26 protein-coding genes and 1 other RNA gene are annotated in these 26,133 nt (G+C 74.5%); 14 read left to right on the top strand and 13 right to left on the bottom strand.

The features are described from left to right. Position 1: 1 nt before the first annotated feature. A complete protein-coding gene (locus tag AB0424_RS06115; RefSeq protein ID WP_366302560.1) occupies positions 2–1,294 on the top strand; it encodes a phospholipase D-like domain-containing protein in 1,293 nt (430 codons plus the stop codon). 13 nt (positions 1,295–1,307) lie between these two features. On the opposite strand, the gene AB0424_RS06110 is transcribed toward AB0424_RS06115, so the two are convergent. From AB0424_RS06110 to AB0424_RS06095, 4 genes are read right to left on the bottom strand one after another with little or no spacing between them, the layout of a single operon-like run. Continuing rightward, positions 1,308–1,913 (bottom strand): response regulator transcription factor, encoded by a 606-nt coding sequence (locus tag AB0424_RS06110; protein ID WP_366302559.1) that lies wholly within the window; start codon positions 1,911–1,913, stop codon positions 1,308–1,310. After that, the gene (locus AB0424_RS06105; RefSeq protein WP_366302558.1) at positions 1,910–3,082 is read right to left on the bottom strand and encodes a sensor histidine kinase; all 1,173 of its coding nucleotides are present in this window, start codon (positions 3,080–3,082) and stop codon (positions 1,910–1,912) included. Before AB0424_RS06105 ends, AB0424_RS06110 begins: the two co-directional genes overlap by 4 nt. Before the next feature lie 9 nt (positions 3,083–3,091). Beyond that, the gene (locus AB0424_RS06100; RefSeq protein ID WP_366302682.1) at positions 3,092–3,808 is read right to left on the bottom strand and encodes an ABC transporter permease; all 717 of its coding nucleotides are present in this window, start codon (positions 3,806–3,808) and stop codon (positions 3,092–3,094) included. Continuing rightward, complete coding sequence (locus tag AB0424_RS06095; protein ID WP_366302557.1) at positions 3,808–4,740, bottom strand: ABC transporter ATP-binding protein; 933 nt, start codon at positions 4,738–4,740, stop codon at positions 3,808–3,810. Before AB0424_RS06095 ends, AB0424_RS06100 begins: the two co-directional genes overlap by 1 nt. Positions 4,741–5,028: 288 nt before the next feature. On the opposite strand from AB0424_RS06095, the gene AB0424_RS06090 reads away from it, so the two are divergent. Genes AB0424_RS06090 through AB0424_RS06080 form a run of 3 tightly spaced genes read left to right on the top strand, consistent with a single transcriptional unit; the run spans position 5,029 to position 8,021 of the window. Beyond that, positions 5,029–5,901 carry a MaoC/PaaZ C-terminal domain-containing protein gene (locus tag AB0424_RS06090; RefSeq protein ID WP_366302556.1) on the top strand — a complete coding sequence of 291 codons (873 nt, stop codon included), beginning with the start codon at positions 5,029–5,031 and terminating at the stop codon, positions 5,899–5,901. Positions 5,902–5,953: 52 nt separating this feature from the next. Next, complete coding sequence (locus tag AB0424_RS06085; protein ID WP_366302555.1) at positions 5,954–7,030, top strand: Zn-dependent alcohol dehydrogenase; 1,077 nt, start codon at positions 5,954–5,956, stop codon at positions 7,028–7,030. Positions 7,031–7,079: 49 nt separating this feature from the next. After that, on the top strand, positions 7,080–8,021 hold the full coding sequence (locus AB0424_RS06080) for a 3-oxoacyl-ACP reductase (protein WP_366302554.1): 942 nt from the start codon (positions 7,080–7,082) through the stop codon (positions 8,019–8,021). 301 nt (positions 8,022–8,322) lie between these two features. On the opposite strand, the gene AB0424_RS06075 is transcribed toward AB0424_RS06080, so the two are convergent. After that, positions 8,323–9,468 carry a hypothetical protein gene (locus AB0424_RS06075; protein WP_366302553.1) on the bottom strand — a complete coding sequence of 382 codons (1,146 nt, stop codon included), beginning with the start codon at positions 9,466–9,468 and terminating at the stop codon, positions 8,323–8,325. A gap of 229 nt (positions 9,469–9,697) precedes the next feature. On the opposite strand from AB0424_RS06075, the gene AB0424_RS06070 reads away from it, so the two are divergent. From AB0424_RS06070 to AB0424_RS06050, 5 genes are all read left to right on the top strand, one after another. After that, entirely contained in the window at positions 9,698–10,738 is a 1,041-nt protein-coding gene (locus AB0424_RS06070) for an iron-siderophore ABC transporter substrate-binding protein (RefSeq protein ID WP_366302552.1), read from the top strand. 75 nt (positions 10,739–10,813) lie between these two features. Then, complete coding sequence (locus AB0424_RS06065) at positions 10,814–11,644, top strand: Nif3-like dinuclear metal center hexameric protein (RefSeq protein ID WP_366302551.1); 831 nt, start codon at positions 10,814–10,816, stop codon at positions 11,642–11,644. Then, positions 11,641–12,384 (top strand): C4-type zinc ribbon domain-containing protein, encoded by a 744-nt coding sequence (locus tag AB0424_RS06060; RefSeq protein WP_366302681.1) that lies wholly within the window; start codon positions 11,641–11,643, stop codon positions 12,382–12,384. Before AB0424_RS06065 ends, AB0424_RS06060 begins: the two co-directional genes overlap by 4 nt. Continuing rightward, positions 12,384–13,688 (top strand): bifunctional RNase H/acid phosphatase, encoded by a 1,305-nt coding sequence (locus AB0424_RS06055; RefSeq protein WP_366302550.1) that lies wholly within the window; start codon positions 12,384–12,386, stop codon positions 13,686–13,688. Before AB0424_RS06060 ends, AB0424_RS06055 begins: the two co-directional genes overlap by 1 nt. A 50-nt stretch (positions 13,689–13,738) precedes the next feature. Next, positions 13,739–14,545, top strand: a complete 807-nt coding sequence (locus AB0424_RS06050; protein WP_366302549.1) for a GNAT family N-acetyltransferase — start codon at positions 13,739–13,741, stop codon at positions 14,543–14,545. 15 nt (positions 14,546–14,560) lie between these two features. Here the strand turns inward: AB0424_RS06050 and eda are convergent, their stop codons facing one another. Next, entirely contained in the window at positions 14,561–15,199 is a 639-nt protein-coding gene (gene eda / locus AB0424_RS06045) for a bifunctional 4-hydroxy-2-oxoglutarate aldolase/2-dehydro-3-deoxy-phosphogluconate aldolase (protein WP_366302548.1), read from the bottom strand. Positions 15,200–15,271: 72 nt separating this feature from the next. Further along, entirely contained in the window at positions 15,272–16,039 is a 768-nt protein-coding gene (gene yaaA / locus AB0424_RS06040; protein ID WP_366302547.1) for a peroxide stress protein YaaA, read from the bottom strand. Between the two features lie 150 nt (positions 16,040–16,189). Between yaaA and AB0424_RS06035 the strand changes: the two genes are divergently transcribed. Beyond that, on the top strand, positions 16,190–17,632 hold the full coding sequence (locus AB0424_RS06035) for an RNB domain-containing ribonuclease (RefSeq protein WP_366302546.1): 1,443 nt from the start codon (positions 16,190–16,192) through the stop codon (positions 17,630–17,632). On the opposite strand, the gene AB0424_RS06030 is transcribed toward AB0424_RS06035, so the two are convergent. Both AB0424_RS06030 and AB0424_RS06025 read right to left on the bottom strand, forming a co-directional pair. Beyond that, positions 17,577–18,434, bottom strand: a complete 858-nt coding sequence (locus AB0424_RS06030; RefSeq protein WP_366302545.1) for a hypothetical protein — start codon at positions 18,432–18,434, stop codon at positions 17,577–17,579. The genes AB0424_RS06035 and AB0424_RS06030 overlap by 56 nt on opposite strands. Continuing rightward, entirely contained in the window at positions 18,431–19,207 is a 777-nt protein-coding gene (locus tag AB0424_RS06025; RefSeq protein ID WP_366302544.1) for a MerR family transcriptional regulator, read from the bottom strand. Before AB0424_RS06025 ends, AB0424_RS06030 begins: the two co-directional genes overlap by 4 nt. Before the next feature lie 78 nt (positions 19,208–19,285). Here AB0424_RS06025 and rnpB point away from each other — a divergent pair. Then, positions 19,286–19,684: RNase P RNA component class A (gene rnpB, locus AB0424_RS06020), an RNA gene on the top strand. Between the two features lie 71 nt (positions 19,685–19,755). Here the strand turns inward: rnpB and AB0424_RS06015 are convergent. Both AB0424_RS06015 and AB0424_RS06010 read right to left on the bottom strand, forming a co-directional pair. Then, complete coding sequence (locus tag AB0424_RS06015) at positions 19,756–20,277, bottom strand: DUF1203 domain-containing protein (protein ID WP_366302543.1); 522 nt, start codon at positions 20,275–20,277, stop codon at positions 19,756–19,758. Between the two features lie 160 nt (positions 20,278–20,437). After that, positions 20,438–20,872, bottom strand: a complete 435-nt coding sequence (locus AB0424_RS06010) for a hypothetical protein (RefSeq protein WP_366302542.1) — start codon at positions 20,870–20,872, stop codon at positions 20,438–20,440. Positions 20,873–21,002: 130 nt separating this feature from the next. Between AB0424_RS06010 and AB0424_RS06005 the strand changes: the two genes are divergently transcribed. Together AB0424_RS06005 and AB0424_RS06000 are read left to right on the top strand one after the other, a co-directional pair. Continuing rightward, the gene (locus AB0424_RS06005) at positions 21,003–22,145 is read left to right on the top strand and encodes an excalibur calcium-binding domain-containing protein (RefSeq protein ID WP_366302541.1); all 1,143 of its coding nucleotides are present in this window, start codon (positions 21,003–21,005) and stop codon (positions 22,143–22,145) included. Between the two features lie 80 nt (positions 22,146–22,225). Continuing rightward, positions 22,226–22,549, top strand: coding sequence for a nuclear transport factor 2 family protein (locus AB0424_RS06000; protein WP_366302540.1), 324 nt, complete (start codon positions 22,226–22,228; stop codon positions 22,547–22,549). Positions 22,550–22,633: 84 nt separating this feature from the next. On the opposite strand, the gene AB0424_RS05995 is transcribed toward AB0424_RS06000, so the two are convergent. After that, positions 22,634–23,410, bottom strand: a complete 777-nt coding sequence (locus tag AB0424_RS05995) for an SDR family oxidoreductase (RefSeq protein WP_366302539.1) — start codon at positions 23,408–23,410, stop codon at positions 22,634–22,636. A gap of 102 nt (positions 23,411–23,512) precedes the next feature. Here AB0424_RS05995 and AB0424_RS05990 point away from each other — a divergent pair, with 102 nt between their 5' ends. Next, the gene (locus tag AB0424_RS05990) at positions 23,513–25,144 is read left to right on the top strand and encodes an alkaline phosphatase D family protein (RefSeq protein WP_366302538.1); all 1,632 of its coding nucleotides are present in this window, start codon (positions 23,513–23,515) and stop codon (positions 25,142–25,144) included. On the opposite strand, the gene AB0424_RS05985 is transcribed toward AB0424_RS05990, so the two are convergent. Further along, positions 25,131–26,132, bottom strand: a complete 1,002-nt coding sequence (locus AB0424_RS05985; protein ID WP_366302537.1) for a Gfo/Idh/MocA family oxidoreductase — start codon at positions 26,130–26,132, stop codon at positions 25,131–25,133. The genes AB0424_RS05990 and AB0424_RS05985 overlap by 14 nt on opposite strands. Between the last annotated feature and the right edge of the window lies 1 nt (position 26,133).

The following is a 26,133-nucleotide window of genomic DNA, read 5'->3' as shown; positions in this document are numbered from 1 at the left end:
AGTGATATCGATCAAGAGCAAGTTCAGGACGGGCGTGACCGCACTCGCCGTGGGTGCCGCGCTGACCATCGCCCCTTCGGCGTCGGCGGAACCGGTGCTCGCCGTGACCACCGGAGCGGTCTTCAACGACCCGGCCAGCGCGGAGTCCGCCGCCAGGGGAGGGATCCTCTTCCACCTGGCGGACCTCGTCGACGGCGCGGAGCCGGGCTCGTCCATCCGGATCTCGCTGTACCTGTTCCAGTCGCAGTACCTGGCCGACAAGCTCGGCGCCGCGCACCGCAGGGGCGTCACCGTCCAGGTGGTCCTGGACCACGACAGCAAGTCCACGGGGGCCGACAGCCTGGCGAGCCAGCTGGCGGCGCCGGGTGCCCCGGACTCCTGGGTGCGGAGCTGCGGGAACCGGGAGGCGTGCCTGGCCCTGGACCCGGGCACCGGAGCGGCGGACCCCGACGGCTGGTACGACAACGTCAACCACAACAAGTTCTTCGTGTTCTCCCGTACCAGGGGCAAGGGCACGGTCCCCGTGGACGACGTGGTGGTGCAGTCCTCGGGGAACCTCACCGGCCAGGACTTCGGTTGGTGGAACGACGCCCTGACGGTCGCCGGCAACAAGGAACTCGCCGCCGCCTACACCGCGTACTTCACGACCCAGGCCGCCGCGGCGGCGGGCCAGGCGCCGCAGGTCGCCGAGTACGGGCCGGACACCCAGGCCGGCAAGGCGAAGGTCTACTTCTTCCCGAAGGCGGGCAGCGACACGATCGTCAACATCCTCAAGACGGTCGCGCCGGCCGGCACGGCCACCCCCTGCCAGGGCAACAGCCCCGGATTCGGCACCTCCGACGGCCGTACGAGGATCCGCATCGCCCAGGGCCACATCACCCGCCCCGAGGTGGCCCGGCAGCTGTGGGAACTCGCCCAGGCCGGCTGCCACGTCGAGATCGTCTACCGGTCGCTCGACAACTGGACGGCCGACGGCCAGCCCATGTCGCAGGTGGCCAACTGGCTGACCAGGCCGGTGACCGGCAAGGGCCGCATCCTCCTGCACCAGCTGGACAACGACGGCCGCGGCGGCACCGACTCGCACACGAAGTACCTGCTGATCGAAGGCACGTACCTGGGCGGCGTCGACAAGAAGATCGTCTTCACGGGCAGCCACACCTACACGGTGACGGCGCTCCGGTACAACGACGAGGCGCTGCTCAAGTACGAGGACAACCAGGACACCTCGGTCTTCGCCGCCTACGTGCGGAACTTCGAGGCCCAGCGCGCGGCGGCGCTGGCCGAAGGGCTCTGACGGCCCCCGCCGACTACAGCCAGCCCTGCTGCCGGGCCGCGCGGACCGCCTCCATGCGGTTGCGGGTGCCCGTCTTGCCGATGGCGGAGGAGAGGTAGTTGCGGACGGTGGACTCGGAGAGGTGCAGGCCGGCGGCGATGTCGGCGATCGTCGCGCCGTCGACGGAGGCGGCGAGGGCGTCGCGCTCGCGGGCGGTGAGGGGGTTGGGGCCGGCGCCGAGAGCGGCGGCCGCGAGGGCGGGGTCGATGACGGTCTCGCCGCGCAGGGCCTTGCGGACGGCCTCGGCGAGCTCCTCGACGGGGCCGTCCTTCACCAGGAAGCCGGCGGCGCCCGCCTCCATCGCCCGGCGCAGATAGCCGGGGCGGCCGAAGGTCGTGAGGATCAGGACCCGGCAGTCCGGTGCCTCGGTCCGCAGGTCGGCCGCCGCGTCGAGGCCGGAGCGCCCGGGCAGCTCGATGTCGAGCAGCGCCACGTCGGGCCGGGACAGCAGCGCCGCGTCGACGATCTCGTCGCCGCGGGCGACCTGCGCCACGACCTCGATGTCCGGCTCCATCCCCAGCAGCAGCGCCAGGGCTCCGCGCATCATGCCCTGGTCCTCCGCGAGCAGGACTCTGATCATGGCGTCGGCTCTCCCTGGTGCGGGTCGGAGGTCTCCGCGGGGAGTTCCGCGGTGACCTGGAAGCCGCCCCGGGGGGCCGGTCCCGAATCAAGAGTGCCGCCTGCGGCGGCGACCCGCTCGCGCAGCCCGCGCAGGCCGCTGCCCGGTTCGCCGGGACCGGCGGCGGGCCCGCGGCCGTCGTCGGTGACGGTGAGGCGGACGCGGTCGGGGCCGCCGTCGAGGGCGATGACGCAGCGGGAGGCGCCGCTGTGGCGGACGGCGTTGGTGGCGGACTCGCGGACGACCCAGCCGAGGAGGGCCTCCGTATGCGGGGCGAGGAGGGGACCGGAGCGGCGGACGACGGGCTCGATGCCGGCGGACGTCAGCGCGTCGCGGGCGCGGTCCAGTTCGGTGGCGAGGCTGCCCTCGCGGTAGCCGGTGACGGCCTCCCTGATCTCGGTGAGGGCCTGGCGGCCCACCGACTCGATGTCGCGGACCTGGTCGAGCGCGGCGTCGAGGTCCCGCGGGGCGAGCCGGCGGACGACCTCCGACTTGACCACGATCACCGAGAGGGTGTGGCCGAGCAGGTCGTGCAGGTCGCGGGAGAACCGCAGCCGCTCCTTCTCGACGGCCGTCCGGGCCAGTTCCTCGCGGGTCGCCCGCAGCTGCCGGACCGTCTCGTCGAGGGCGAGGATCGTCGCGGTGACCATGACCGAGATGAACGTGCCGTACACGATGCCGAAGGAGTCCCAGCCGTCCCGCCAGAAGGTCACCAGACCGGCGGCCACGACCAGCGGGACGGCGATCCTCATCAGGAGCCGGCCGCGGCGGACCACCGCGCCGACGGCGAGGCCCAGGAGGGGGAAGAAGAGCAGCCACTCCCGGCCGTAGCCGATGGCGAGCGCGAAGGTCAGCGCACCGAGGGCGCCGAGGAGCACCCAGGTCAGGGGGGCCTCCCGGGCGCACGGGTGGAAGGCGCGGAAGACGACGGCGATGTAGAGGGAGTTGAAGGCGAGCAGGCCGAGGCCGCCGATCCAGGGGTTCGGCGCCTCGCCGCCGACGAGGTGGGAGAGCGCGCCGAGCCCCATCAGCAGCCAGGGGAGGAGGCTCAGCCCGGTCGGGCCCCGGTCCGAGCGTCCCCGTGCCCGCTCCCGCGCGCCCCCGAGCCGTCCGCGCCACCCGTTCGTCATGCTCATTTCCTACACCGTCCTCGCCGCACGCCGGTACGAGACCGCCGCGTACGCACCGAACAGCGCGGCCCACACGGCGATCACCGTCAGGGCCGCCGCGCCCGGGGCCGTGCCGTCGGTCACGGACACGCCCAGCTCGGCGAACCGGTTGGTGGGGGTGTACGACGAGAGCGTCCGCAGCCAGTCGGGGAAGAGGACGACGGGGAACCAGAGGCCGCCCACGACCGCGAGCCCGAGGTTGCAGGCGACGTTGACCACGCCGGTCGTCTGGGCGGTGAGCCGGTAGCCGTTGCCGATGCCGAGCAGGGTGAAGGGGAGGGAGCCGAGCCAGAGGGTGAGCGCGACGACCGGCCACTGCCACGCCGCCATCCGCACACCGTTGGCGAGGCCGCCCGCGAGGAGGACGCCGGCGATGGCGGGAAGGACGACGACCGATCCGGTCAGGGCGCGTCCGGTGACGACCTGGCGGGGCGTCATGGGGGTGATCCGCAGCTGCCGGAGCCAGCCGGTGGACTTGTCCTCGGCGACGCCGGTACCGAGCGAGAGGGCGGCGCCCAGCGCTCCGTACGCGGCCATGCCGACCATGGCGGCCGTCCTGTACCCGCTGTCGTCCCCGCCCAGGTTGGTGAAGAGGAGGTACATCATGACCGGGACGCCGACGGTGGAGATCGCGAATCCGGGGTCGCGGAGGGTGCGGCGGACTTCGAGGCGTACGTACGCGGTGATCATCGCGTGGCCTCCAGGGCCTCGGGCGCGGTGCGCGGCTTGTGGGTGAGGGCGAGGAAGGCGTCGTCGAGGGTGACCCGGGAGACCTCCAGGCCGCGGACGGCGTCCTGTGCGGCGAGGGCGCGGACGGTGGCGTCGGAGTCCCCGGTCCGCAGCCGGGCGCGGTCGCCGCGGATCTCGTAGGAGGTGACGCCGGGCAGCAGGCCGAGCCGGTCGGTGGGGCCGCCGGCCAGGTCGAAGGAGACGAGGCCGCCGCCGGCGGCCCGCTTGAGCTCCTCGCTCGTGCCGTCGGCGAGGACGCGGCCGGAGTCGAGGACGACGATCCGGTCGGCGTGGGCGTCGGCCTCCTCCAGGTAGTGGGTGGAGAACAGGACGGTGTTGCCGCGGTGCGCGTAGCCGCGCAGGGAGTCCCAGAACTCCTTGCGGGCCTCGACGTCGAGGGCGGCGGTCGGTTCGTCGAGGACGACCAGCCGCGGGTTGCCCGAGAGGGCGACGGCGAAGCGGACCCGCTGGACCTGTCCGCCGGAGAGCCGGTCGACGCGGCGGCCCGCCAGGTCGGTCAGTCCGGCGAGCGCCAGGGCCTCGGCGACCGGCATGGGGGAGGGGTAGGTCCGGGCGACGAAGCCGACGAGCTCCCGTACGGTGACCCGGGGGACGGGCCGGCCCTCCTGGAGCATCGCGCCGACCAGGCCGGCGGCCACGGCCCGGTCCGGGGCGCCACCGAAGAGCGAGACCCGGCCGCCGTCGGGTGTGTCGAGGCCGAGGAGGAGGCCGATGGCGGTGGACTTGCCGGCGCCGTTGCGGCCGAGGAGGGCCACGGTCTCGCCCCGCCGGACGGTGAGGTCGAGGCCGTCGAGGGCGCGGACGGCGCCGAACGTCCTGGTCGCGGCCTCGAACGCGACCGCCGGGTCGTGCGGGGTGTCTGTCGTCATGGGGACGACGCTACGAGTCCGGGGCGGGGTCCCGGCAGGCGTGGATGTACGCGGCCGGCCGTGACAAATGTCCCGGGTCCCGCGCGGAGTCCACGTTCTGACGTACCGTCAGGGAGCCTCGCCGGGAGGGTTCCCAACTCCTGCCGCCTGGGCTATACATGGGATCCACCGAACTGGAACGCGTTCTAGAACGGCCGCGTTCCGGGACGGTCCCGCACGGCCTCGGTGCGACCGACGGTGCGGACGGTCGCGCCGAGGTCTTTCACCGCCACGAGGAGCCGCAGCCCGATGCCCATCGACCCCGCCAAGGCCGTCGCCGCCGAACCCCGCAGCGCCGAGATCACCTGGGACCACAAGGACGTCCAGCTCTACCACCTCGGCCTCGGCGCCGGCTCGTTCCAGGGCAAGCCCAGCCCGGCCACCGACCCCGACGAGCTCCGCTACACCCTGGAGTCCAGGCTCCACGTCCTGCCCAGCTTCGCCACCGTCGCGGGCGCCGGCATGGGGGTCGTCGGCGGGCTGTCCGCCCCCGGCATCGACATCGACCTCGCCGCCGTCCTGCACGGCGGGCAGTCGATCACCCTCCACCGCCCCGTCCCCACCAGCGGCCGGGCCGTCTCGACCTCGCGCGTCGCCGCCGTCCACGACAAGGGCAAGGCCGCCGTCCTCGTGCTGCGCACCGAGGCCGCGGACGACGACGGCCCGCTGTGGACCAGCGACGCCCAGATCTTCGTCCGCGGCGAGGGCGGCTGGGGCGGCGACCGCGGGCCCTCCGAGCGCCTCCCCGTCCCGGAGCGGGCGCCCGACACCACCGTCGAACGGCCCGTCCGCGAGGAACAGGCATTGCTCTACCGGCTCTCCGGCGACTGGAACCCGCTCCACGCCGACCCCGAGTTCGCCAAGCTCGCCGGCTTCGACCGGCCGATCCTGCACGGCCTGTGCTCGTACGGCATGACCCTCAAGGCCGTCGTCGACACCCTGCTCGACGGCGACGTCACCCGGGTCCGCGCCTACCGCACCCGCTTCGCCGGCGTGGTCTTCCCCGGCGAGACCCTGCGCGTCCGGATGTGGGCCGGCGAGGGCTCCGTCCAGGTGACGGTCACCGCCGTCGAACGCGACGACGCCCCCGTGCTCGCCGACACCGTCGTCGAGCACTCCTGACACCTCCGACGCCCACTCCCGCACCATCCGTACTCCTGAGGGGATCCGCACCATGCGCGCAGCCGTACTGCACGAGATCGGCCAGGACAAACTCGAGGTCGTCGACGACGTCGAGGCGGTGGGCTTCGGCCCCGGCAAGGTGCGGATCCGGGTCAGGGCCACCGGCCTGTGCCACTCCGACGTCTCCGCGATGAGCGGGGTCCTGCCGCAGCCCGCCCCCTTCATCCCCGGCCACGAGGGCGCGGGGGAGATCCTCGACATCGGCGACGGCGTCACCGGCCTCGCGCAGGGGCAGCGCGTGCTGCTCTGCTGGCTGCCCGCCTGCGGCAGCTGTCCCTCCTGCAAGCGCGGCCAGACCCAGCTGTGCCTGGCCGGCTTCATGAACGCCGGCGTGCCCAACTTCAAGCGCCCCGGCGGCGACGTCTTCGGCTTCGCCGGCACCGGCACCTTCACCGAGGAGGTCGTCGTCGACGCGGGCTGCGCCGTGCCCATCCCGGACGACGTGCCCTTCGACATCGCCGCCCTCATCGGCTGCGGCGTCACCACCGGCCTCGGCGCGGCCATCAACACCGCGAATGTGGAGGCCGGTTCGTCCGTCGCCGTCATCGGCTGCGGCGGCGTCGGCATCTCCGCCATCCAGGGCGCCAGGCTCCAGGGCGCCGCCCAGATCGTCGCCGTCGACCCCGTCGAGTCCCGGCGCGAGGCCGCGCTCCGCTTCGGCGCCACCGAGGCGGTCGCCCCGGACGCGCTCGCCGACGCCAAGCAGCGCGTCACCGGCGGCGAGGGCTTCGACTACGTCTTCGAGGTCGTCGGCAGGTCCGCCACGGCCCGCACCGCCTACGAGACGACCCGGCGCGGCGGCACCCTCTGCGTCGTCGGAGCGGGCGCCCTCGACGACCACCTCCAGCTCAGCATGTTCGAGCTGTTCTTCGACGAGAAGCGGATCCTGCCCTCGATGTACGGCGGCGGGGACGTGCTCCGTTCGTACGAGCGGGCCATCGCGCTCTGGCGGGCGGGCCGCATCGACCTGGAGTCGCTCATCACCCACCGCGTGCCGCTGGCCGGCATCAACGAGGCGCTGGAGCAGATGCGCACCGGCGTCGCCCTCCGCACGTGCATCGAGATCTGACCCGCCCCGCAGGCAGACCCGCCCCGAGATCCGAGAGGACCCCCGCGAGATGTCACTCCCCCTGGAAGGGCTGAGCGCGATCGTCACCGGCGCCGGACGCGGCCTCGGCCGTGCCGAGGCGCTGGAACTGGCCCGGCTCGGTGCGGCCGTCGTCGTCAACGACTACGGGCAGCCCGGCCGGGACGGCTCGGGCGCGGCCTCCGCCGCGCCCGCCGAGGAGGTCGCCGCGGAGATCCGCGCGGCCGGCGGGCGGGCCGTCGCCCACCTCGGCGACGTCTCCGACTTCGAGACGGCACGGTCGCTGGTGGACCTGGCGGTGACCGAGTTCGGCAAGCTGGACGTGCTCGTCAACAACGCGGGCATCCTGCGCGACCGGATGGTCTTCTCGATGACCGAGGACGAGTGGGACTCCGTCGTACGGGTTCACCTCAAGGGCCACTTCAACACCACCCACTTCGCCGCGGTCCACTGGCGGGGACGCGCGAAGGCGGGGGAGGCCGGGGTGTACGGCCGGATCGTCAACACCTCCTCCGAGGCGTTCCTCGCCGGTTCGGCCGGTCAGCCCAACTACGCGGCGGCGAAGGGCGGCATCGTCGGCCTCACCACCTCGACGGCGCTCGCCCTCGCCCGGTACGGGGTGACCGCCAACGCCATCTGCCCGCGGGCCAGGACCCGGATGACGGAGGACGTCTTCGCGGGGTTCGGGGAGCCGGGGGAGGGCGAGCTCGACCCGCTGTCCCCGGAGCACGTGGCCCCGCTCGTCGGCTACCTCGCCTCGCCGGCGGCGGCCGGGGTCAACGGCCAGCTGCTCGTCGTGCACGGCGGGATGGTGGCGGTCGTGGAGAGGCCGCGTGTCTCGGCCAAGTTCGACACGGCCAAGGAGGCGTTCACGTACGAGGAGCTGGACGCCGTGCTGACCCCGCACTACGCGGCCCGTCCGGCGGGCGAGACCTTCGCGGCGGCGGAGGTGCTGGGGTTGAGGAAGGACTGACCCGGAGCGGGGGCGGGGAAGGACCGACGCCGCTCGCCCGGTGGGGGCGGGACGGCGGAGGTGGGGACGGCGAAGGGCCCCGGGGGCGACCCCGGGGCCCTTCGTCATCCTGTGTGCGAACCGGTCACTGCCCGTCGGGTTCGCGCCGGTGACGCCCGTGCGGCGAGGACGCGGAGTCCTCCGCCGGCGACGCCTCGCCGCGATGCCTTCCGGAGCCGTTCGGCTCCTGCCCCTCCGTGCTTGCTTCGGCCATGATGGAACTCACCCCGTACGAATCGGTCTTGTCGTGCGGCCCGTGATTCTAGTCAGCGGGCCTGCGGTCCGTGAGCGGTGCCTGCTGGAGCGGCACGGGGCGGCACACCCGCGGAGCGTCGACGGCCACCGGCGCGGGCTCGGGTTCCGGCGGCGGTTCCAGGCCGGCCAGCCCGCACGGCACCTCGGCCGTCGCGTACGGCAGCCGCAGCAGCCCCCCGGTCGTCCACAGCCCGGCACCGGGCAGCCAGCCCGCGGGTGCGGCCAGTTGGCCCATCCGGCGGGACGAGGGCCGCCACGTGCCCACCCAGCTTCCGGCCGCCGCGTCGATCCGCAGCGCCACCGAGCAGCTCTCCGGCACCAGCACCTGGCCGGGCTGGACGGCGAAGGGCGTCACCGCCGCGTCGTCGAGCCGCAGGCACTCGGGGAACCGCACCGGCAGCAGGCTGCCGAGCACGCCCCAGCCGAGCCGGTCGTGCCCCGGGGAGGGGGCGTCGGAGCGGATCAGGAGCAGCCCGCTGTCGGGGTCCGCGAGGAGCAGCCGGTCGTCGCTCTCCTCGGCGATCTGGAGCAGCGGCGTGACCTCCCCGCCCCGTTCCAGGTCGACGGCGACCGCCTTCACGGGGCCGCCGTCGATCCGCCGGTCCAGGGCGAGCATCCGGCCCGCCCGGTCGAGCCACACCCCGCCCGAGCAGCCGCCCTTGACCTCGGCGACCCGTTCGGGGCCGAAGGCGCCGCCCGCCACGAGCCACAGCGTGGTCGTGTCGGGGCCCACGCACATCGCGTACGCCCGGATGCCGTCGGGGGCGGGCGGCAGCAGGACCAGCCGCTCGGAGCCGGGCGCCTCGACCGCGCCGAGGGGGAGCTCGCCGGTGGCCGGGCCCGTGGGATAGAGCAGCGAGAAGGTGTTCCGCCGCCCGTCCACCCGGCGGGCGACGAGCACCCGGCCGTCCGCGAGGGGCAGCAGCTGGGTGCCCGCCTCCTCGGGCTGGCCGAGGGGGAGCGGCACGGCGTACGGCTCCGGGCCGTCGAGGGTCCACCGCTCGACGTACAGGCCGTTCCCGGCGCCCGCGAGCCTGGCCGCGTACGCGCCGTTCGCCGTGATCGTGAACCCCGTCGGCCACGCGGCGTCTCCGCCGCGTTCCCGGTCGCGGCCGTCGTCCTCGGCCGCGGTCTCGATGGCACACGCTGTCATCGACTCGTCACCTCCGGCCACGAAGCTAGTTTTCGCACTTCCAGCCGAACAACACGAGCCGGGTCACTTCACACATAAGGGTGGTCGTGCGGTGGTTCGGCAGGGAGGAAGGGGGCGGTTGTGCTGGAGTGGCGCACGGTGAGTAAGGTAAGGCGACCCTAAGCGGAGTCTCGGGCTCCGCCGGGCAGCCCCGTGTCCCCGCCAGGACGACCCGTACAGGAGCCTTCTCATGTCCCTCCGCCGCCGCGGCACCGCCGCCGCCGTCGCACTCGCCGCCGCGCTCTCGCTCGCGGCCTGCGGAGGGGGCGGAGGCTCCGACACGGGCTCGCCCGCCGCCAAGGAGGACACGGCGAAGAAGAAGGACGTCGCCACCGGCGGCAAGGACTTCGGCGACGCCGCCGCCAAGACCGCGGCCATGGGCACCGACGCGCAGCCGGGCCGGTTCCCCCGCACCCTGACCCACGCCCTCGGGAAGACCGAGATCAAGGCCGCCCCCCAGCGGGTCGTCGTGCTCGACGTCGGCGAGCTCGACAACGTCGTCTCCCTCGGGGTGAAGCCCGTCGGCTACGCCCCCTCGGAGGGCGACGACGGCATCCCGGGCTACCTCGCGAAGGACGCCGGCACCCCGAAGTCCGTCGGCACCATCAACAACCTCAACCTGGAGGCCATCGCCGAGCTCCGGCCCGACCTCATCCTCGGCAGCCAGCTCCGCGCCGCCGACAAGTACGACGAGCTGTCGAAGATCGCGCCGACCGTGTTCTCCATCCGCCCGGGCTTCACCTGGAAGGAGAACTACCTCCTCAACGCCGCCGCGCTGGACAGGACCGCGGAGGCGAAGGCGAAGCTCGCCGCGTACGAGGCGAAGGCGAAGCGGCTCGGCACGGACGTCGGCCCGGCCAAGCCGACCGTCTCGATGGTCCGCTACCTCCCCGGCAAGATCCGCCTCTACGCCAAGGCGTCCTTCATCGGCACCATCCTGGAGGACGCCGGCCTGCCCCGGCCGAAGAACCAGCAGATCGACGAGCTCGCGGCCGAGATCAGCCCCGAGAAGATCGACGAGGCCGACGCCGACTGGATCTTCACCGGCGTCTACGGCGACGCCAAGGCCACCAAGAAGGACACCGCCCAGACCAACCCGCTCTGGAAGAACCTCAAGGCCGTCAAGGCCGGCCGGGCGAAGGACGTCCCGGACGAGACCTGGTACCTCGGCCTCGGCGTGACGGCGGCGAACAGCGTCCTCGACGACCTGCGCGAGGACCTGGTCAAGTAGGCCCGGACGAGGTTGTCCACAGGCCGGGACTCCGGCCAGAGCAAGGGGGCACGGAGGGCAGGTAGCCTTTCCTCCGTGCCCCGTCTGTCTGAAGTCATCGCCGAGCTCGACGCCCTCTGGCCGCCCGAGCGGGCCGAGTCGTGGGACGCCGTCGGCACCGTCTGCGGCGACCCCGACGCCGAGGTCTCCCGTGTGCTGTTCGCCGTCGACCCCGTCCAGGAGATCGCCGACGAGGCGATCGCCCTCGGCGCCGACCTGCTCGTCACCCACCACCCGCTCTATCTGCGCGGGACGACGACGGTCGCGGCCGGCCACTTCAAGGGCCGCGTCGTGCACGGCCTGATCAAGCACGACATCGCCCTGCACGTCGCGCACACCAACGCCGACACCGCCGACCCCGGCGTCTCCGACGCCCTCGCCGGCGCGCTCGACCTCCGGGTCACCGGCCCCCTCGTCGCCGAGAACAACCTCGGCCGGATCTGCGAACTCGACCGCCCCGAGACCCTCGCCGAGTTCGCCGCCCGCGCCGCCGCGCGGCTGCCCGCCACCGCGCAGGGCATCCGGGTCGCCGGCGACCCCGACATGATCCTGCGCCGGGTCGCCGTCAGCGGCGGCTCGGGCGACAGCCTCTTCGACGCCGTACGGGCCGCGGGCGTCGACGCCTACCTCACCGCCGACCTGCGCCACCACCCGGTCTCCGAGGCCACCCAGCGCGCGGCACGGTCCGGGCCGCTGGGCCTGGTCGACGCGGCCCACTGGGCCACCGAATGGCCCTGGTGCGAGCAGGCCGCCGCCCAGCTCGACGAGATTTCCGACCGCCACGGCTGGGACCTGCGCGTCCACGTCTCGACGACGGTCACCGACCCCTGGTCCTCCCACCACACCTCTCCTGGAGCCCCCAACTGAACGCCGCGCCCGCCGACCAGATCCGCCTCCTCGACGTCCAGGCCCTGGACGTGCGCCTCCAGCAGCTCGCCCACAAGCGCCGCTCGCTGCCCGAGCACGCCGAGATCGAGTCGCTGACCAAGGACCTCACCCAGCTGCGCGACCTGCTCGTCGCCGCGCAGACCGAGGAGAGCGACTGCGGCCGCGAGCAGACCAAGGCCGAGCAGGACGTCGACCAGGTCCGCCAGCGGGCCGCCCGCGACCAGCAGCGGCTCGACTCCGGGGCCGTCTCCTCCCCGAAGGACCTGGAGAACCTCCAGCGCGAGATCGTCTCGCTCGCCAAGCGCCAGGGCGACCTCGAGGAGATCGTCCTGGAGGTCATGGAGCGCCGCGAGTCCCTCCAGGAGCGCGTCGGCGAGCTGACCGAGCGCGTCTCCGCCGTGCAGGCCAAGAGCGACGACGCCACCACCCGCCGCGACACGGCCCAGGGCGAGCTGGACGCCGAGTCCGCCACGGTCGCCAAGGAGCGCGAGCTCGTCGCGGGCTCCGTCCCGGCCGACCTCCTGAAGCTCTACGAGAAGCTGCGCGAGCAGCAGGGCGGCGTCGGCGCTGCCCGGCTCTACCAGCGCAAGTGCGAGGGCTGCCACATCGAGCTCAACATCACCGAGCTCAACGAGGTCCGCGCCGCCGCCAAGGACACGGTCGTCCGGTGCGAGAACTGCCGCCGCATCCTCGTCCGCACCGCGGAGTCCGGGCTGTAATGACGTCTTCGCGCGAGCTGATCGTCGAGGCGGACGGCGGTTCCCGGGGAAACCCGGGACCCGCCGGCTACGGTGCGGTCGTCCTGGACCCCGCCACCGGCGAGACGCTCGCGGAGGCGGCCGAGTACATCGGCGTGGCCACGAACAACGTCGCCGAGTACAAGGGCCTGGTGGCCGGCCTCAAGGTCGCCCGGGAGCTCTTCCCGGACGCCACCGTCCACGTCCGCATGGACTCCAAGCTGGTCGTCGAGCAGATGTCCGGCCGCTGGAAGATCAAGCACCCGGACATGAAGCCGCTCGCGGCCGAGGCCGGACGCGTCTTCCCGGCCGGCCGGGTCCGCTACGAGTGGATCCCGCGCGAGCGCAACAAGCACGCCGACCGCCTCGCCAACGAGGCCATGGACGCCGGCAAGCTCGGCCGCGCGTGGGAACCCGCCGCGTCGACCGCCGGCCTCGACGCCTCGGCCGCCCGCAACGCCGCGGCCCCGCCCCCGGCGGGACCTCCCGGGGACGCGACCGCCGGCGCGGCCCGCGCCCGGGCCGCGCTCGCGACGGCGTCGGGGGCCGCCCCGTCGGCCGCCGCGACCGGCGTCGAGGCCCCCGAGCCGGCCGCCGCGACCGTCGCCCCCGAGACCCCCGCCTCCGCACCGCGGCAGACGCCGGGCGCGCCCGACATGGGGGCACCGGCGACGTTCGTGCTGCTGCGGCACGGCGAGACGGCGCTCACGCCCGAGAAGCGGTTCTCCGGCAGCGGCGGCACCGACCCGGAGCTCTCCGCGGCCGGCCTGCGGCAGGCCGCCGCCGTCGCCGACGCGCTGGCCGCCCGGGGCACGATCCAGGGGGTCGTCAGCTCCCCGCTCACCCGCTGCCGGCAGACCGCCGGCGCCGTCGCCGCCCGGCTCGGGCTCGACGTGCGGATCGAGCAGGGGCTGCGCGAGACGGACTTCGGCGCGTGGGAGGGACTCACCTTCGGAGAGGTCCGCGAGCGGTACCCCGCCGACCTCGACGCCTGGCTCGCCTCGCCGAAGGCCGCGCCGACCGGCGGGGGCGAGAGCTTCGCGACGGTCGCCCGGCGCGTGGCGGCGACCCGGGACCGGCTCACCGCCGCGTACGCGGGCCGGACCGTCCTCCTCGTCACCCACGTCACGCCGATCAAGACGCTGGTCCGGCTCGCGCTCGGCGCACCGCCGGAGTCCCTGTTCCGCATGGAGCTGGCGGCGGCCTCGATCTCGGCCGTCGCCTACTACGCCGACGGCAACGCCTCCGTGCGCCTTCTCAACGACACCTCCCACCTGCGGAGCTGACGCCGAGAAAGCGGTGGCGCGGGGTCCCGTCCCCGTACCACCATCCCGTCATGACGTGGCACTTCACCGGGGACGCCACCGCGTTCCGCACCGCGGCCGCGCGGCACCTCGCCGCCGAGCCCGCCCGCAACACCGCCGTGCTGACCCTGATGGACCGGGCCGACCGGCTCGCCTGGTGGACCGAGCCCGACGGCCGCGTCACCGGGGTCCTGGCGGTGTCCCCGCCGCGCGTGCCCGCCTTCGGGGCGGTGACGGTCGAGGCGGCCCGTGCCCTGGAGTTCCCGGCCGGGCAGGAGCCGGTCGCACTGCGGGGCGAGACGGCCGCCGTCGAGGCGTACGCGGAGGCGTCCGGCCGCCCGTGGGCGCCCACGGTCCGGATGCGGCTCTTCCGGCTCGGCGCGCCGACCCCGCCGGACCCCGCTCCGGCCGGCCGGTCCCGGGTCGCCACCGAGGCGGACGTCCCGCTCGTCGCCGCCTGGGCGGGCGAGTTCGCCGCGGCCGTCGGAGAGGATCCCGACGAGGACCACACCGGCTTCGTCACCGAGCGGATCTCCGAGGGCCGCCTCCTGCTCTGGGAGACGCCCGAGGGCCGCCCGGTCTCGATGGCCGCCGTCTCGCGCACCCTGGAGGGCCAGGCCCGCGTCCACCTCGTCCACACCCCGACCGCCGACCGCCGCCGGGGATACGCCGCCGGAGTCACCGCCGCCGCCGGCCGCGCCGCCCTGGACGCCGGCGCCGCCCACGTCCTCCTCTTCACCGACCTCTCCAACCCCACCAGCAACGCCCTCTATCGGCGCCTGGGCTACCGCCCGGTGACCGACCACCTCGGCGTGGAGTTCGATCCCCCCACAGGGTGACCCGTCGCGCGCGGCTCAGGCGGCCGGTGCGCCGCGCAGCCCCGCCGCCTCGCGGGCCAGCGCCTCGACCCGGGGCCAGTCGCGGGCCGCGAGGGCGTCCGGCGGGAGCATCCAGGTACCTCCGACACAGCCGACGTTCGGCAGGGCCAGGTAGGCGGGGGCGGAGGCGAGGGAGACGCCGCCCGTGGGGCAGAAGCGGGCACGGGGGAGCGGTCCGGCGAGCGACCTGAGGTACGGGACGCCGCCCGCCGCCTCGGCGGGGAAGAACTTCATCGCCTCCACGCCCTCTTCGAGCAGGGCCACGACCTCCGAGGTGGTCGAGACCCCGGGCAGGAACGGCACCCCCGACTCCCGCATCGCGCCGAGCAGCCGCCCCGTCCACCCCGGGCTGACCAGGAACCGGGCCCCGGCGCCGACCGCGTCCGCGACCCCGCCGGGCGACACGACGGTGCCCGCGCCGACGACCGCCTCCGGCACCTCCTGGGCGATCGCCCGGACGGCGTCGAGCGCGGCCGGGGTGCGCAGGGTGACCTCGATGAGCGGCAGCCCGCCCGCGACGAGGGCGCGCGCCAGGGGAACGGCGTCGGCGGCGTCCTCGATCACCACCACGGGGACGACGGGGGATTCCGGGGCAAGGTCGAACACGCTCGTCATGGGCACATCCTGCCCAGGGTGAGCGTCAGTCGCAATGAGCGTTGCGCCCTGCGCAACGCAAGCGGGTCGGGGTCAGTGGATCTCGTCCACCAGGACGTCCAGCGCCCCCGCCTTCCCCCCGTCCTCCACCACGTACCCCAGCCCCCGCAGGACCTCCACCAGCTCCGCCGGCGAACCCGGCTCCGCGCCCGCCTCCAGGAGGCTCCGCACGATCCGGCCCTTCGTCGCCTTGTTGAAGTGGCTGACGACCTTCCGGGTCGGCGCGTGCAGCACCCGCACCGTCGCGGTCCGCGACGCCACCTCGCCCTTCGGCTTCCACGCCGACGCGTACGCCGACGAGCGCAGGTCGAGGACCAGACCGGCACCGGCCGCCTCGGGCAGCACCGACGCCATCGCGCCCCGCCAGTGCGCGCCCAGCGCGCCCAGGCCCGGCAGCTTGACCCCCATCGAGCAGCGGTACGAGGGGATGCGGTCCGTGACCCGCACCGCGCCCCACAACCCGGAGAAGACCAGCAGCGACCGCCCGGCCCGCCGGCGGGCCGCCGCGTCCAGGGTCGCCAGGCCCAGCGCGTCGTACAGCACGCCCGTGTAGATCTCCCCGGCCGGCCGCGCGCCGGCCGTCCGCAGCTCCACGTTCTTCGCGACCTCGCCGCGCAGCCCCTCGCTCAGGCCCAGCACCTCGCGCGCCTTCTCCTCGTCGGCGGCGCACAGCTCGACCAGCTCGTCCAGGACCGCCGCCCGCGCCTCCGCGAGCCCCGGCAGGGACAACGACTCCGGCTTGAGCGGCGCCCCGCGCCCCGAGGACGCCTTGCCTTCGGAGGGCGGCAACAGCACGAGCACGGCGGTTCTCCTTCGTACGTACGGAAACGGGGGTGCGGCCCCGGCCGTCCAGCGTACGAGGTGCGCGGCCCCGCCCCGTCCCGCGCTTCCCGGCCGGCACCCCGCGCGCCCGACGTGCCGCACCCCGGACCCGGCCCTACGCTCGGGACCATGCCCCGCCGCCACATCCACGTGACCGGCGCAGCCGAGGCTCCCCTGCGGGCCGCCCTGCGCGCCCTGCGGACCGAGCTCGCCGTCCCGGAGGAGTTCCCGCCCGCCGTCCTGGCCGAGGCCGAGGCCGCCGCGAAGGCCCCCAGGCTCCCCGCCCACGACGCCACCGACCTGCCCTTCTTCACGATCGACCCGCCCACCTCCACCGACCTCGACCAGGCCATGCACCTGGCCCGCAGGGCCGACGGCGGCTACCGCGTCCACTACGCCATCGCCGACGTCGCCGCCTTCGTCACCCCCGGCGGCGCGCTGGACGCCGAGGCCCACCGGCGGGTCCTCACCCTCTACTTCCCCGACGGCAAGGTCCCCCTCCACCCCGCCGTCCTCTCCGAGGGCGCCGCCAGCCTCCTGCCCGGCGAACCCCGCCCCGCCCTGCTCTGGCGCATCGACCTCGACGCCCAGGGCCGCCGGGTCGCCACCGACGTCCGCCGCGCCCTCGTCCGCAGCCGCGCCAAACTCGACTACGCGACCGTCCAGCGGCAGATCGACGACGGCACCGCCGAGGAGCCGGTGGCCCTGCTCCGGGACATCGGGCGGCTCCGCGAGGCCCTCGAAGCCGAACGCGGCGGGATCTCCCTCAACGTCCCCGAGCAGGAGATCGTCGAGACCGACCACACCTACTCCCTCGCCTACCGGGCCCCGCTCCCCGCCGACGCCTGGAACGCCCAGATCTCCCTGCTCACCGGCATGGCCGCCGCCGACCTCATGACCGCCGCCGGCACCGGCATCCTGCGCACCCTCCCCACCGCCCCCGACGGCGCCGTCGCCCGGCTGCGCCGCTCCGCGCAGGCCCTCGGCGTCCGCTGGCCCCACCACGTCTCGTACGCCGACGTCGTCCGCTCCGCCGACCCGGCCGAGCCGCGCCACGCCGCCTTCCTCCAGGAGTGCACCACCCTCCTGCGCGGCGCCGGGTACACCGTCTTCACCGACGGCCACGTCCCCACCCCGGCCGTGCACGCCGCCGTCGCCGACGAGTACACCCACTGCACCGCGCCCCTGCGCCGGCTCGTCGACCGGTACGCGGGCGAGCTCTGCGTCTCCGCCGTCGCGGGGAACGAGCCGCCCGAATGGGTACGGGCCGCCCTGCCCGCCCTCCCCGACGAGATGGCCGCCGGCTCGCGCCGCGCCAACACCGTCGAGCGCGAGAGCGTCGACATCGTCGAGGCGGCGCTCCTGAGCGGCCGGGTCGGCGAGATCTTCGACGCGTACGTCATCGACGTGAAGGAGCGCGAACCCGCCGTCGGCACCGTCCACCTGGACGACCCGGCCGTCGTCGCCCGCATCCAGGGCGGCACCTCCCGCCTGCCGCTGGGCGAGTGGCTGCGGGTCAGGCTCGCGGAGGCGGACCCTGGGTCGTCGAAGGTGCTGTTCGCGCCCGCGTGAGCGCGCGGACGAACTCCCGGGGGTCGTCGGCGTGGACGCGCAAAACGGTCACCGGCCGGGGCGCGCCGAACAGCCGGGGCACGTCGACCGGCCCGGCCAGCTCGATCGTGACGGAGGTCTGCGAGCCGACGGCGAGGTTCAGCTCGCCGTCGGCCTTCTCGTGCGAGAACCGCGACTCGTGGCGGACCGCCGCGATCCGGTCCAGCGGGACCCGTACGTCCACGTGCGCGGCCTGCCGCAGCCGGACCACGTCCCCGCCGAGCGTGTGCGGCCGGGTCGCCGAGGCGGCGTGCAGCCCGAGCACGAACAGCACCGTGTACACGTCCAGGACGAGGACCACCGCGTGCAGGGTCGGCAGGCCGGCGAGCAGATACGACATCCCGACGGTCTCGACCACGCACACGAACGCGAAGCCGTACATCAGCGCCGCCTGGTCCCGGGCGTGCGGGAAGACCCCGTCGGCCCCGGCCACCCCGTGCGGCCGCCGCGCCACCCACCGGCCCAGACTCCCCATCAGCCGCAGCTCGTGCCCCATCAGCCGCAGCACCGGTTCGGGCACCAGCTCGGCCAGGGCCTCCCGGCGCGAGAACCCCCGTCGCCGGAGCCCCCGGTACGCCACTCCCTCCGCGAGCAGCAGCCCGAGCACCAGGGTCTCGCCCACCGCCCCCACGGCCGCGGGTACCCGCACCCCGCCGACGACCAGCACGGCCAGGACGACCTCGGCGGGCAGCACCACGTAGGCCAGGGGACGCAGGAGCCGCGTGAGACGGGTGCGGCCCCCGGCGGCAGGCCGAGCGCTCACAGCTCCCGCTCCCCGCCGCGTCCGCGGTCCCGCACCAGACGGACGGCCAGACGGACCGCCGCCGACTGGGCCGGGGCGAGCTCCGCGAAGAACGTGTCGGCCAGCGAGGCGTCGGAGGAGCCGTCGCCCGCCCCCGCGGCCGGGATGTCCACCCCCAGCCCGTCCGGCAGACAGGCCGCGAGCACCACCGCCGCCTCCGCGACCCGGGGATCGTCCGGCTCCGCGTCGGCGAGGGCGTCGAGCAGCGGGTACACCTCGCGCGCGTGCTCCGCCGACTCCTCCATCAGCCCCATCAGCCGGGCCCGGTCCCCGTCGGGCACGACGACGTCGAGCAGCGCCAGGATCTCCCGGTCCTTCGTCGCCATCGGCGAATCCGGCAGCTCGCCCAGACCCGCGAGGAGCGCCGCCGCCTCCGGGGACACCGGGCCCTCGGCGGGCAGCCGGCCCGTCCGCGCCTCGGTCAGCAGCACCGCGAGCCGCCCCCGCCGCTCCCGGATCACCGCCTCCTGGCGCGCCAGGTCCTCGGCCAGCTCCTCCAGCACCTCCACCAGCCCCCGCCCCTCGTCGTCCGACAGCACTCCCCGCACCTCGTCCAGTCCGAGCCCCAGCTCCGTCAGCCGCCGGATCCGCGCCAGCAGCACGGCGTCGCGGACCCCGTACACGCGGTAGCCGTTCGCCCGTCTCGCCGGCTCGGGCAGCAGCCCCGTCCGGTGGTAGTGCCGCACCGCCCGAGGGGTCACCCCGACCAGCGCGGCGATCTCGCCGATACGCATGCGCCCAGTAGAAACCCTGACGCTGCGACAAGGTCAAGCGGCCTCGGCGTCGGCGGGTAGCATGGTCGGCACGGCAGACGAGCCGGGCGGGCGGCCGCGTGGAGATCCTCGGATCTTCCCGAGGAACGTCCGGGCTCCACAGAGCAGGGTGGTGGCTAACGGCCACCCGGGGTGACCCGCGGGACAGTGCCACAGAAAACAGACCGCCGGGGACTTCGGTTCCCGGTAAGGGTGAAACGGTGGTGTAAGAGACCACCAGCGCCTGAGGTGACTCAGGCGGCTAGGTAAACCCCACTCGGAGCAAGGTCAAGAGGGGACACCTCGGTGTCCCTGCGCGGATGTTCGAGGGCTGCTCGCCCGAGTCCGCGGGTAGACCGCACGAGGCCGGCGGCAACGCCGGCCCTAGATGGATGGCCGTCACCCCGACGACCGCGAGGTCCCGGGGTACAGAACCCGGCGTACAGCCCGGCTCGTCTGTCGGCCCGCGTGGGAAGGGCCCCCGCACCGGTTCGCGCCGGTGCGGGGGCCCTTCCCCGTTCCCGGAGGGGTCAGGGCGCGGGGCGCCGGACCTCGAACTGGAAGCAGCCGTACTCGACGGCGCGGACGTGGACGAGGGCGACGGCGGGGTCCGCGAAGGCGTCGGCGAACGCGTCGTCGAGGGCTTCGTCGGCGGCGTCGGGCAGTTCCAGGAGCCGGCCGCCGACGATGCGGCCGCCGGCGTCGTAACGACGCAGGACGCGCAGGGCCCCGGGGCGGGCGAAGGGGTGGCCCGTCGAGGGCGCGGGCCCCTCGCACGAGTCGGCGTGGACGAACACCGGGCCCTGCTCGTCGTAGGCCCCGGGCTCCGCTCCGGTGGCGGCGGCCCAGCGCCGCAGGGGCGCGTACGTGACGAGGGCGATCCGCTCGCCGGGGAGGGACGGGCGCAGGCAGCAGCGGAGGGGGTCGCCGCCGTCCGTGGCGGTGTGCGGGGTACGCGTCAGGCCGGCGTCGTCGGAGACGCGGAGCCGGGCCAGGGCGTCGGCCGGGATGGGCAGGGCGGGGTACCGGGTCGTGCGGGTGTCGGTGTCCATGGGGCCAGGGTGGCGCGGGCGGCCGGGCGTCCGCTGGCGGCATTCGGACGCGGAGGTCACGGCTCCCCGGGGGCCCGGCTCCCGGCGGCGCTCCCGCCGGCACCGCGGAGGGCGAGGTCCTCTCCGCCGTGCCGGCCGGGGCCGGGACGGGTCCGCGCGGTCAGTCGAGGACCTCGATCGTCCACTGCGGGTCGCGGTCGTCGGTGCGGACGAAGACGCGCTTGGGGAGCAGGGAGCGGTCCTCGAACAGGTCGCGGCCCAGGGCCAGGCCGTGCTGGTCGATCACATGGGTCCCGGTGCGGAGGTCGGCGAGGGAGACGACGGTGGTGGTGCCCTCGCCGTCGACGCGCTGGATCCGCCACACGGACGCGGCGGAGTCGTCGGGGCGGACGACGGCCGGCGCGCGGTCGGTGCCGTCGGAGGCGATCGTCTCCTCGGTGCCCTTCGCGGTGAACCGGAATCCTCCGCGCGCCCGGGTCACCAGCCATTCGCCCGCCCGCCCCTGGTCCACGAGGAAGCCCACCAGGGCCCCTTCCTCGACGCCGACCGGTGCGCCCTTCGCGTACAGCTTCACGACCGTGCCGATGTCCGACATGCATCCTCCCGGGCTGAGTACGACAGTGAGGCGATCGTGCCCCGTCACCCCGGGGGTGGGCCAGGGAACACGCAGGTCATAGGCTGTGTGGCGGTGGGATGCAGCCTGGGGAGGGAAGGTTCCGCACGCCATGGAGCACGAGTACGCGCGCGAGCGCGATCAGGGTCGGGGCGCGCGCCCCGGCGGCCGGGGGCAGGACCGCCCCGGCGTGTCGTCGGGCGGGGCCGCGACGGCACCGTCCGCGCCGGGACCGGCGCGGGAAGCGGAACGATGGTGGAGGCGGCCCGGGTTCGTCGTCCTCTGCCTGGTCCTCATGCCGCCGGCGGGCATGGTGCTCGCCTGGCGGACCCGGTGGTCGCCGGGCCGCAAGGTGCTCGCCACCGTGCTGTCCGCGGTCTGGTTCGTGGCGGTGGGGACGAGCGACCCGCCGGAGAAGCCCGCGGCGGCCGACGCCGTTCCCCGGACCGCCGGGCTGCCGACCGCCTTCGCGCCGTACACCCCGCCCACGCCCACGCCGACCCCGCTGGTGAAGCGGGTCGTGGCCGACTACACCGGCCAGAATCTGGAGACGGCGTCGCGGGCCGCCTACGACGCCGGGTTCCGGACGCGGTCGCACGACGCGACCGAGGACGACAAGGCGCAGTTCGTGGACGGCAACTGGAAGGTGTGCTTCCAGGAGCCGGCCGCCGGGACGACGACCACGGCCGAGGAAGGGCGGCGCGGCCGCCTGGAGTTCGCGGTCGTCGAGAAGGAGAGCCCCTGCCCGGCGCGCGACGGCGCGGCCGTCGTGTTCCCCAAGGTCCCGAACGTCGTCGGGAAGACCTTCGCGAGGGGCTCCGACGAGCTCCGGAAGGCGGGTCTGACCCGGATCCGGGGTGCCGCCGTCCACACGGACGTCGACCTGGCCGCCGACCACGACGACTGGCGGATCTGCTTCCAGGACCCGGCGGCCGGCGAGGACGTCGAGCGGCCCGCGTCCCTGTCCGTGCGGCTCTCCCTCGCCCGGCCCGGTCTCTCCTGCCCCTCCGAGGACTTCGCCCGTCTGCACCCCGACCCCGACCCGGACCGCCACGGTTCCGGAGGCTCCGGATCGGGCTCGGGCTCCGGCTCCGGCTCCGGCTCGGGCTCGGGCGGCTCCGGCGGCGGATCGGCCTACTACAAGAACTGCGACGCCGTCCGCGCCGCGGGCAGGGCCCCCATTTACCGGGGCCAGCCCGGCTACCGCTCGGGCCTCGACCGTGACGGCGACGGCAAGGCGTGCGACTGGTCCTGAGGGGCATCGGGACCGCTGTCGGGGGGACCTCACGGCCGGGGCGCCCGGGGAGGGCCGCCCCCCGGGTGTACGGCTGGGACATGACGATTTCCGTGAACCAGCTCAGTGACCCGGCCGTGCGCGCGTTCGTGACGGCTCTCAACGCCAACGACGAGGAGGCGTTCCGGGGGACGCTCGCGCCGGGGGCCACGATGTCCGACGACGGGTCGGAGCGCGACCTGGAGGCGTGGACGGAGAAGGAGGTGTTCTCCTCGCGGGGGCACATGGAGATCGAGTCCGAGAAGGGCGACGGGCTGGCGCTCGTCGCCCGCTTCCGCAACGACACCTGGGGCGAGATGCGCACCAAGTGGCAGTTCACCGTCGAGGGCGGCAAGGTGGCCCGCTTCGAGACCGGCCAGGCGTAGGGGCGTCCGGAACGTCCCGCCCGGTCCGCGGGCGGACGGCGCCGCGTTCCGGGCCCCCGGCCGCCCCGCCGTGTCGGCCGGGGCTCAGCCCCGGCCGATGTACGGCATGGCCGTCGCCATGACCGTCGCGAACTGGACGTTCGCCTCCAGCGGGAGGGCCGCCATGTGGACCACCGTGGCGGCGACGTCCGCCGCGTCCATCACGGGCTCCGCCGCCAGCCGGCCGTCGGCCTGGAGGATGCCGGTCTGCATGCGGGCGGTCATCTCGGTGGCGGCGTTGCCGATGTCGAGCTGGCCGCAGGCGATGCGGTAGGGGCGGCCGTCGAGGGAGAGGGACTTCGTCAGGCCGGTCATCGCGTGCTTGGTCGCGGTGTACGCGATGGAGTGCGGGCGCGGCACGTGGGCGGAGATGGAGCCGTTGTTGATGATGCGGCCGCCCCGGGGGTCCTGTTCCTTCATGGCGCGGAAGGCCGCCTGGGCGCAGAGGAAGGCGCCGGTCAGGTTGACGTCGACGACGGCGCGCCAGGTGTCGGGGTCGAGGTCCTCGACGGGGACGCCCCCGCCGGCGAAGGTGCCGGCGTTGTTGAAGAGCAGGTCGACGCGGCCGTAGTGCTCCCGGACCGCGGCGAAGAGGGCGGCGACCTCCCGCTCGGAGGTCACGTCCGTGGGGAGGGGCAGGAAGTCGCCCGAGGGGAGGGTCGCGGCCGTCTCCGCCAGGGCGTCCGCCCGGCGGCCCGCCAGGGCCACCGACCAGCCGGCCTCCGCGAGGGCCAGCGCCACGCTCCGGCCGATGCCCGATCCCGCTCCCGTCACCACTGCGATGCTCATGGGCGCGCAGCGTACGCGAGACGCGTGCCCCATGAACTCATCCGTCCGACACGTGGATGTTCTGTACTCGACAAGGGGATGTCGCCCCGCCCCCTTCGAATGACGGAAGGACAGCATCCGTCTGGGGAGGGGCACATGGACCGCATACACGAGCACTCCGAGGAACTCCGCGCTGCCGCACGCCACTTCGGCCGCCGCCGGTTCCTCACGGCGACCGGCGCCGCCGCCGCGCTCGCCTTCGCCACCCAGCTTCCCGCCGCCGGCGCCGCGGCCGCCGCCCAGCTGGACGGGCGGCGCCTGAGCGAGTACCCGTTCACCCTGGGGGTGGCATCGGGCGACCCGCTGCCCGGCTCCGTGGTCCTGTGGACCCGGCTCGCGCCCCGCCCCTTCGAACCCGATGGCGGACTGCCCGCCAACCGCGTCACCGTGTACTGGGAACTCGCCCGCGACGAGCGATTCACCCGGCCGGTGCGGCACGGCACCGTCACCGCGCACCCCGAGTTCCGGCACACCGTCCACGTCGAGGTCGACCACCTCGACGCCGGCCGCGGGTTCTTCTACCGCTTCCGGGTCGGCGCGTGGACCAGCCCCGTCGGCCGGACCCGCACCGCCCCGGCCCCCGGCGCCCACAACACGGCCCTCACGCTCGCCGCGGTCTCCTGCCAGGCGTACCACGACGGCTACTTCACCGCCTACCGGCACCTCGCCGCCGAGGACGTCGACGTCGTCTTCCACCTCGGCGACTACCTGTACGAGTACGCCGTGAACGCCACCGGCGGCGCCCGGGCCTACACCGACCGCGTCCTGCCGGCGCTCTTCGACCGGGAGACGCTGAGCCTGGAGGACTACCGGCTGCGCTACGCGCTCTACAAGTCGGACCCCGATCTGCGCGCGGCCCACGCCGCGCACCCGTTCGTCGTCACCTGGGACGACCACGAGACCGAGAACAACTACGCGGGCGACACCCCCGAGAACGGCGTCCCGCCGGAGGAGTTCCTGCTCCGCCGGGCCGCCGCCTACCGCGCCTACTGGGAGCACCAGCCGCTGCGCGCGCCCCAGCGTCCCGTCGGCCCCGACATGCGGCTGTACCGGCGGCTGCGGTTCGGGCGGCTCGCCCAGTTCGACATCCTGGACACCCGGCAGTACCGCTCCGACCAGGCGTACGGCGACGGCTGGCGGGTCCCCGGTCCCGAGTCGGAGAACCCGGCCCGGACGATGACCGGGGCGACCCAGGAACGCTGGCTGCTCGACGGCTGGCGGTCCTCGGGCGCCCGCTGGAACGTCCTCCCGCAGCAGGTCGTCCTCTCCGAGCGCCGCGACCGCGCCACCGCCGACTTCAAGCTGTCCATGGACTCCTGGGACGGCTACCCCGCCGCCCGGCAGCGGATCCTCGCCGGGGCGCGGGCCGCCGGGGTGGAGAACCTGATGGTGCTCACCGGGGACGTCCACGTCGGCCACGCCTTCGACATCAAGGCCGACTTCCGCGACCCCTCCTCCCGGACCCTGGGCACCGAGATCGTCGCCACCTCGATCGCCAGCGGCCGGGACGGAGCCGACCGCCTGTCCAATCACGACCAGCTCATGGGAGCCAACCCGCACCTGAAGTTCTTCAACGGCCGGCGCGGGTACGTGAAGGTCGCCCTGGGGACGGAGAGCGCCCGCGCCGACTTCCGCACGGTGCCCTACGTGACGCGGCCGGGCGCCCCCGTCACCACGGCCGCCTCCTTCGTCACGCAGGTGGGCGACCAGGGCCTCACGCCGGCGTGAGCCCCGTCTCCTGCGGATAGCGGACGCCGACGCGCTTCCGTACGGCGTCGAGCGTCCGCATCACGGCGAGCGAGCCGTCGAGGGGGACGAGCGGGGACTCGGTCAGGCCCGCCCGCAGACAGCGCATCACCTCGGCGGCCTCGTGCCGGAGGGAGTGGGGGGCGTCCGTCGTCACGAACTCCTCCGGCTCGTGGTCGTGCCGGTGCAGGGTGAACCGCTCGGGGGCGAAGAAGCCGCGGGGGACGTCGATCCGGCCGAGCGTGCCCGTCACGGACGCGGTCATCGGGGTGTCGGCCTCCAGCGAGCAGGACAGCAGGGCCGAGGCGCCCGACGCCCAGCCCAGCAGCATGCCGGTGTTCAGGTCGACGCCCTCCGGCGAGATCATCGCGTGCGCGTGGACGGTGTCCGGCTCGCCGAGCAGCAGCTGCGCGAAGGAGACCGGGTACACCCCCAGGTCGAGCAGCGCGCCGCCGCCCACGGCCGGGTCGCGCAGCCGGTGGCCGGGGTCGAAGGGGCCGGCGATGCCGAAGTCGGCCTGGACGGAGCGGACCTCGCCGATCGCCCCGTCGCGGACCAGCTCCGCGAGCCGCCGGACGAGCGGGCTGCAGTACGTCCACATGGCCTCCATGAGGAAGAGGCCGCGGTCCCGGGCGAGGGCGACGAGTTCCTCCGCCTCCCGGGCGTTGAGCGTGAGAGCCTTCTCGCAGAGCACCGCCTTGCCCGCCCGCAGGGCGAGGCCCGCGGCCTCCCGGTGGGCGTGGTGCGGGGTCGCCACGTACACCACGTCGACATCGTCGTCGGCGAAGAGCCCGTCCCACGAGCCGTACGCCCGCGGGATGCCGAACCGGTCGGCGAACTTCCTCGCGGACGCCTCCGTGCGGGAGGCCACCGCGACGACCTCGGCGCCGTCGAGCGTCGTGAGGTCCGTGGTGAACCGCTCCGCTATGCCGCCCGTCGCCAGGATTCCCCAGCGCACCGTCTGTCCCATG

It is taken from the genome of Streptomyces sp. NPDC051180, from assembly GCF_040689545.1.
GTDB lineage: Bacteria > Actinomycetota > Actinomycetes > Streptomycetales > Streptomycetaceae > Streptomyces.
The sequence above is the reverse complement of the archived record's forward strand: the minus strand, read 5'-3'. Positions and strand labels throughout refer to the sequence as shown.

Excerpts from the sequence above, each read along its gene's own strand:
- AB0424_RS06110 (WP_366302559.1), bottom strand. The coding sequence starts at position 1,913 with ATGATCAGAGTCCTGCTCGCGGAGGACCAGGGCATGATGCGCGGAGCC.
- AB0424_RS05990 (WP_366302538.1), top strand. The coding sequence starts at position 23,513 with ATGGACCGCATACACGAGCACTCCGAGGAACTCCGCGCTGCCGCACGC.
- AB0424_RS06085 (WP_366302555.1), top strand. The coding sequence starts at position 5,954 with ATGCGCGCAGCCGTACTGCACGAGATCGGCCAGGACAAACTCGAGGTC.
- AB0424_RS06005 (WP_366302541.1), top strand. The coding sequence starts at position 21,003 with ATGGAGCACGAGTACGCGCGCGAGCGCGATCAGGGTCGGGGCGCGCGC.
- AB0424_RS06090 (WP_366302556.1), top strand. The coding sequence starts at position 5,029 with ATGCCCATCGACCCCGCCAAGGCCGTCGCCGCCGAACCCCGCAGCGCC.
- AB0424_RS06035 (WP_366302546.1), top strand. The coding sequence starts at position 16,190 with ATGCCCCGCCGCCACATCCACGTGACCGGCGCAGCCGAGGCTCCCCTG.
- AB0424_RS06010 (WP_366302542.1), bottom strand. The coding sequence starts at position 20,872 with ATGTCGGACATCGGCACGGTCGTGAAGCTGTACGCGAAGGGCGCACCG.
- eda (WP_366302548.1), bottom strand. The coding sequence starts at position 15,199 with ATGACGAGCGTGTTCGACCTTGCCCCGGAATCCCCCGTCGTCCCCGTG.
- AB0424_RS06000 (WP_366302540.1), top strand. The coding sequence starts at position 22,226 with ATGACGATTTCCGTGAACCAGCTCAGTGACCCGGCCGTGCGCGCGTTC.
- AB0424_RS06095 (WP_366302557.1), bottom strand. The coding sequence starts at position 4,740 with ATGACGACAGACACCCCGCACGACCCGGCGGTCGCGTTCGAGGCCGCG.
- AB0424_RS06015 (WP_366302543.1), bottom strand. The coding sequence starts at position 20,277 with ATGGACACCGACACCCGCACGACCCGGTACCCCGCCCTGCCCATCCCG.
- AB0424_RS06075 (WP_366302553.1), bottom strand. The coding sequence starts at position 9,468 with ATGACAGCGTGTGCCATCGAGACCGCGGCCGAGGACGACGGCCGCGAC.
- AB0424_RS05985 (WP_366302537.1), bottom strand. The coding sequence starts at position 26,132 with ATGGGACAGACGGTGCGCTGGGGAATCCTGGCGACGGGCGGCATAGCG.
- AB0424_RS05995 (WP_366302539.1), bottom strand. The coding sequence starts at position 23,410 with ATGGGGCACGCGTCTCGCGTACGCTGCGCGCCCATGAGCATCGCAGTG.
- AB0424_RS06050 (WP_366302549.1), top strand. The coding sequence starts at position 13,739 with ATGACGTGGCACTTCACCGGGGACGCCACCGCGTTCCGCACCGCGGCC.
- AB0424_RS06025 (WP_366302544.1), bottom strand. The coding sequence starts at position 19,207 with ATGCGTATCGGCGAGATCGCCGCGCTGGTCGGGGTGACCCCTCGGGCG.
- AB0424_RS06055 (WP_366302550.1), top strand. The coding sequence starts at position 12,384 with ATGACGTCTTCGCGCGAGCTGATCGTCGAGGCGGACGGCGGTTCCCGG.
- AB0424_RS06070 (WP_366302552.1), top strand. The coding sequence starts at position 9,698 with ATGTCCCTCCGCCGCCGCGGCACCGCCGCCGCCGTCGCACTCGCCGCC.
- AB0424_RS06105 (WP_366302558.1), bottom strand. The coding sequence starts at position 3,082 with ATGACGAACGGGTGGCGCGGACGGCTCGGGGGCGCGCGGGAGCGGGCA.
- AB0424_RS06080 (WP_366302554.1), top strand. The coding sequence starts at position 7,080 with ATGTCACTCCCCCTGGAAGGGCTGAGCGCGATCGTCACCGGCGCCGGA.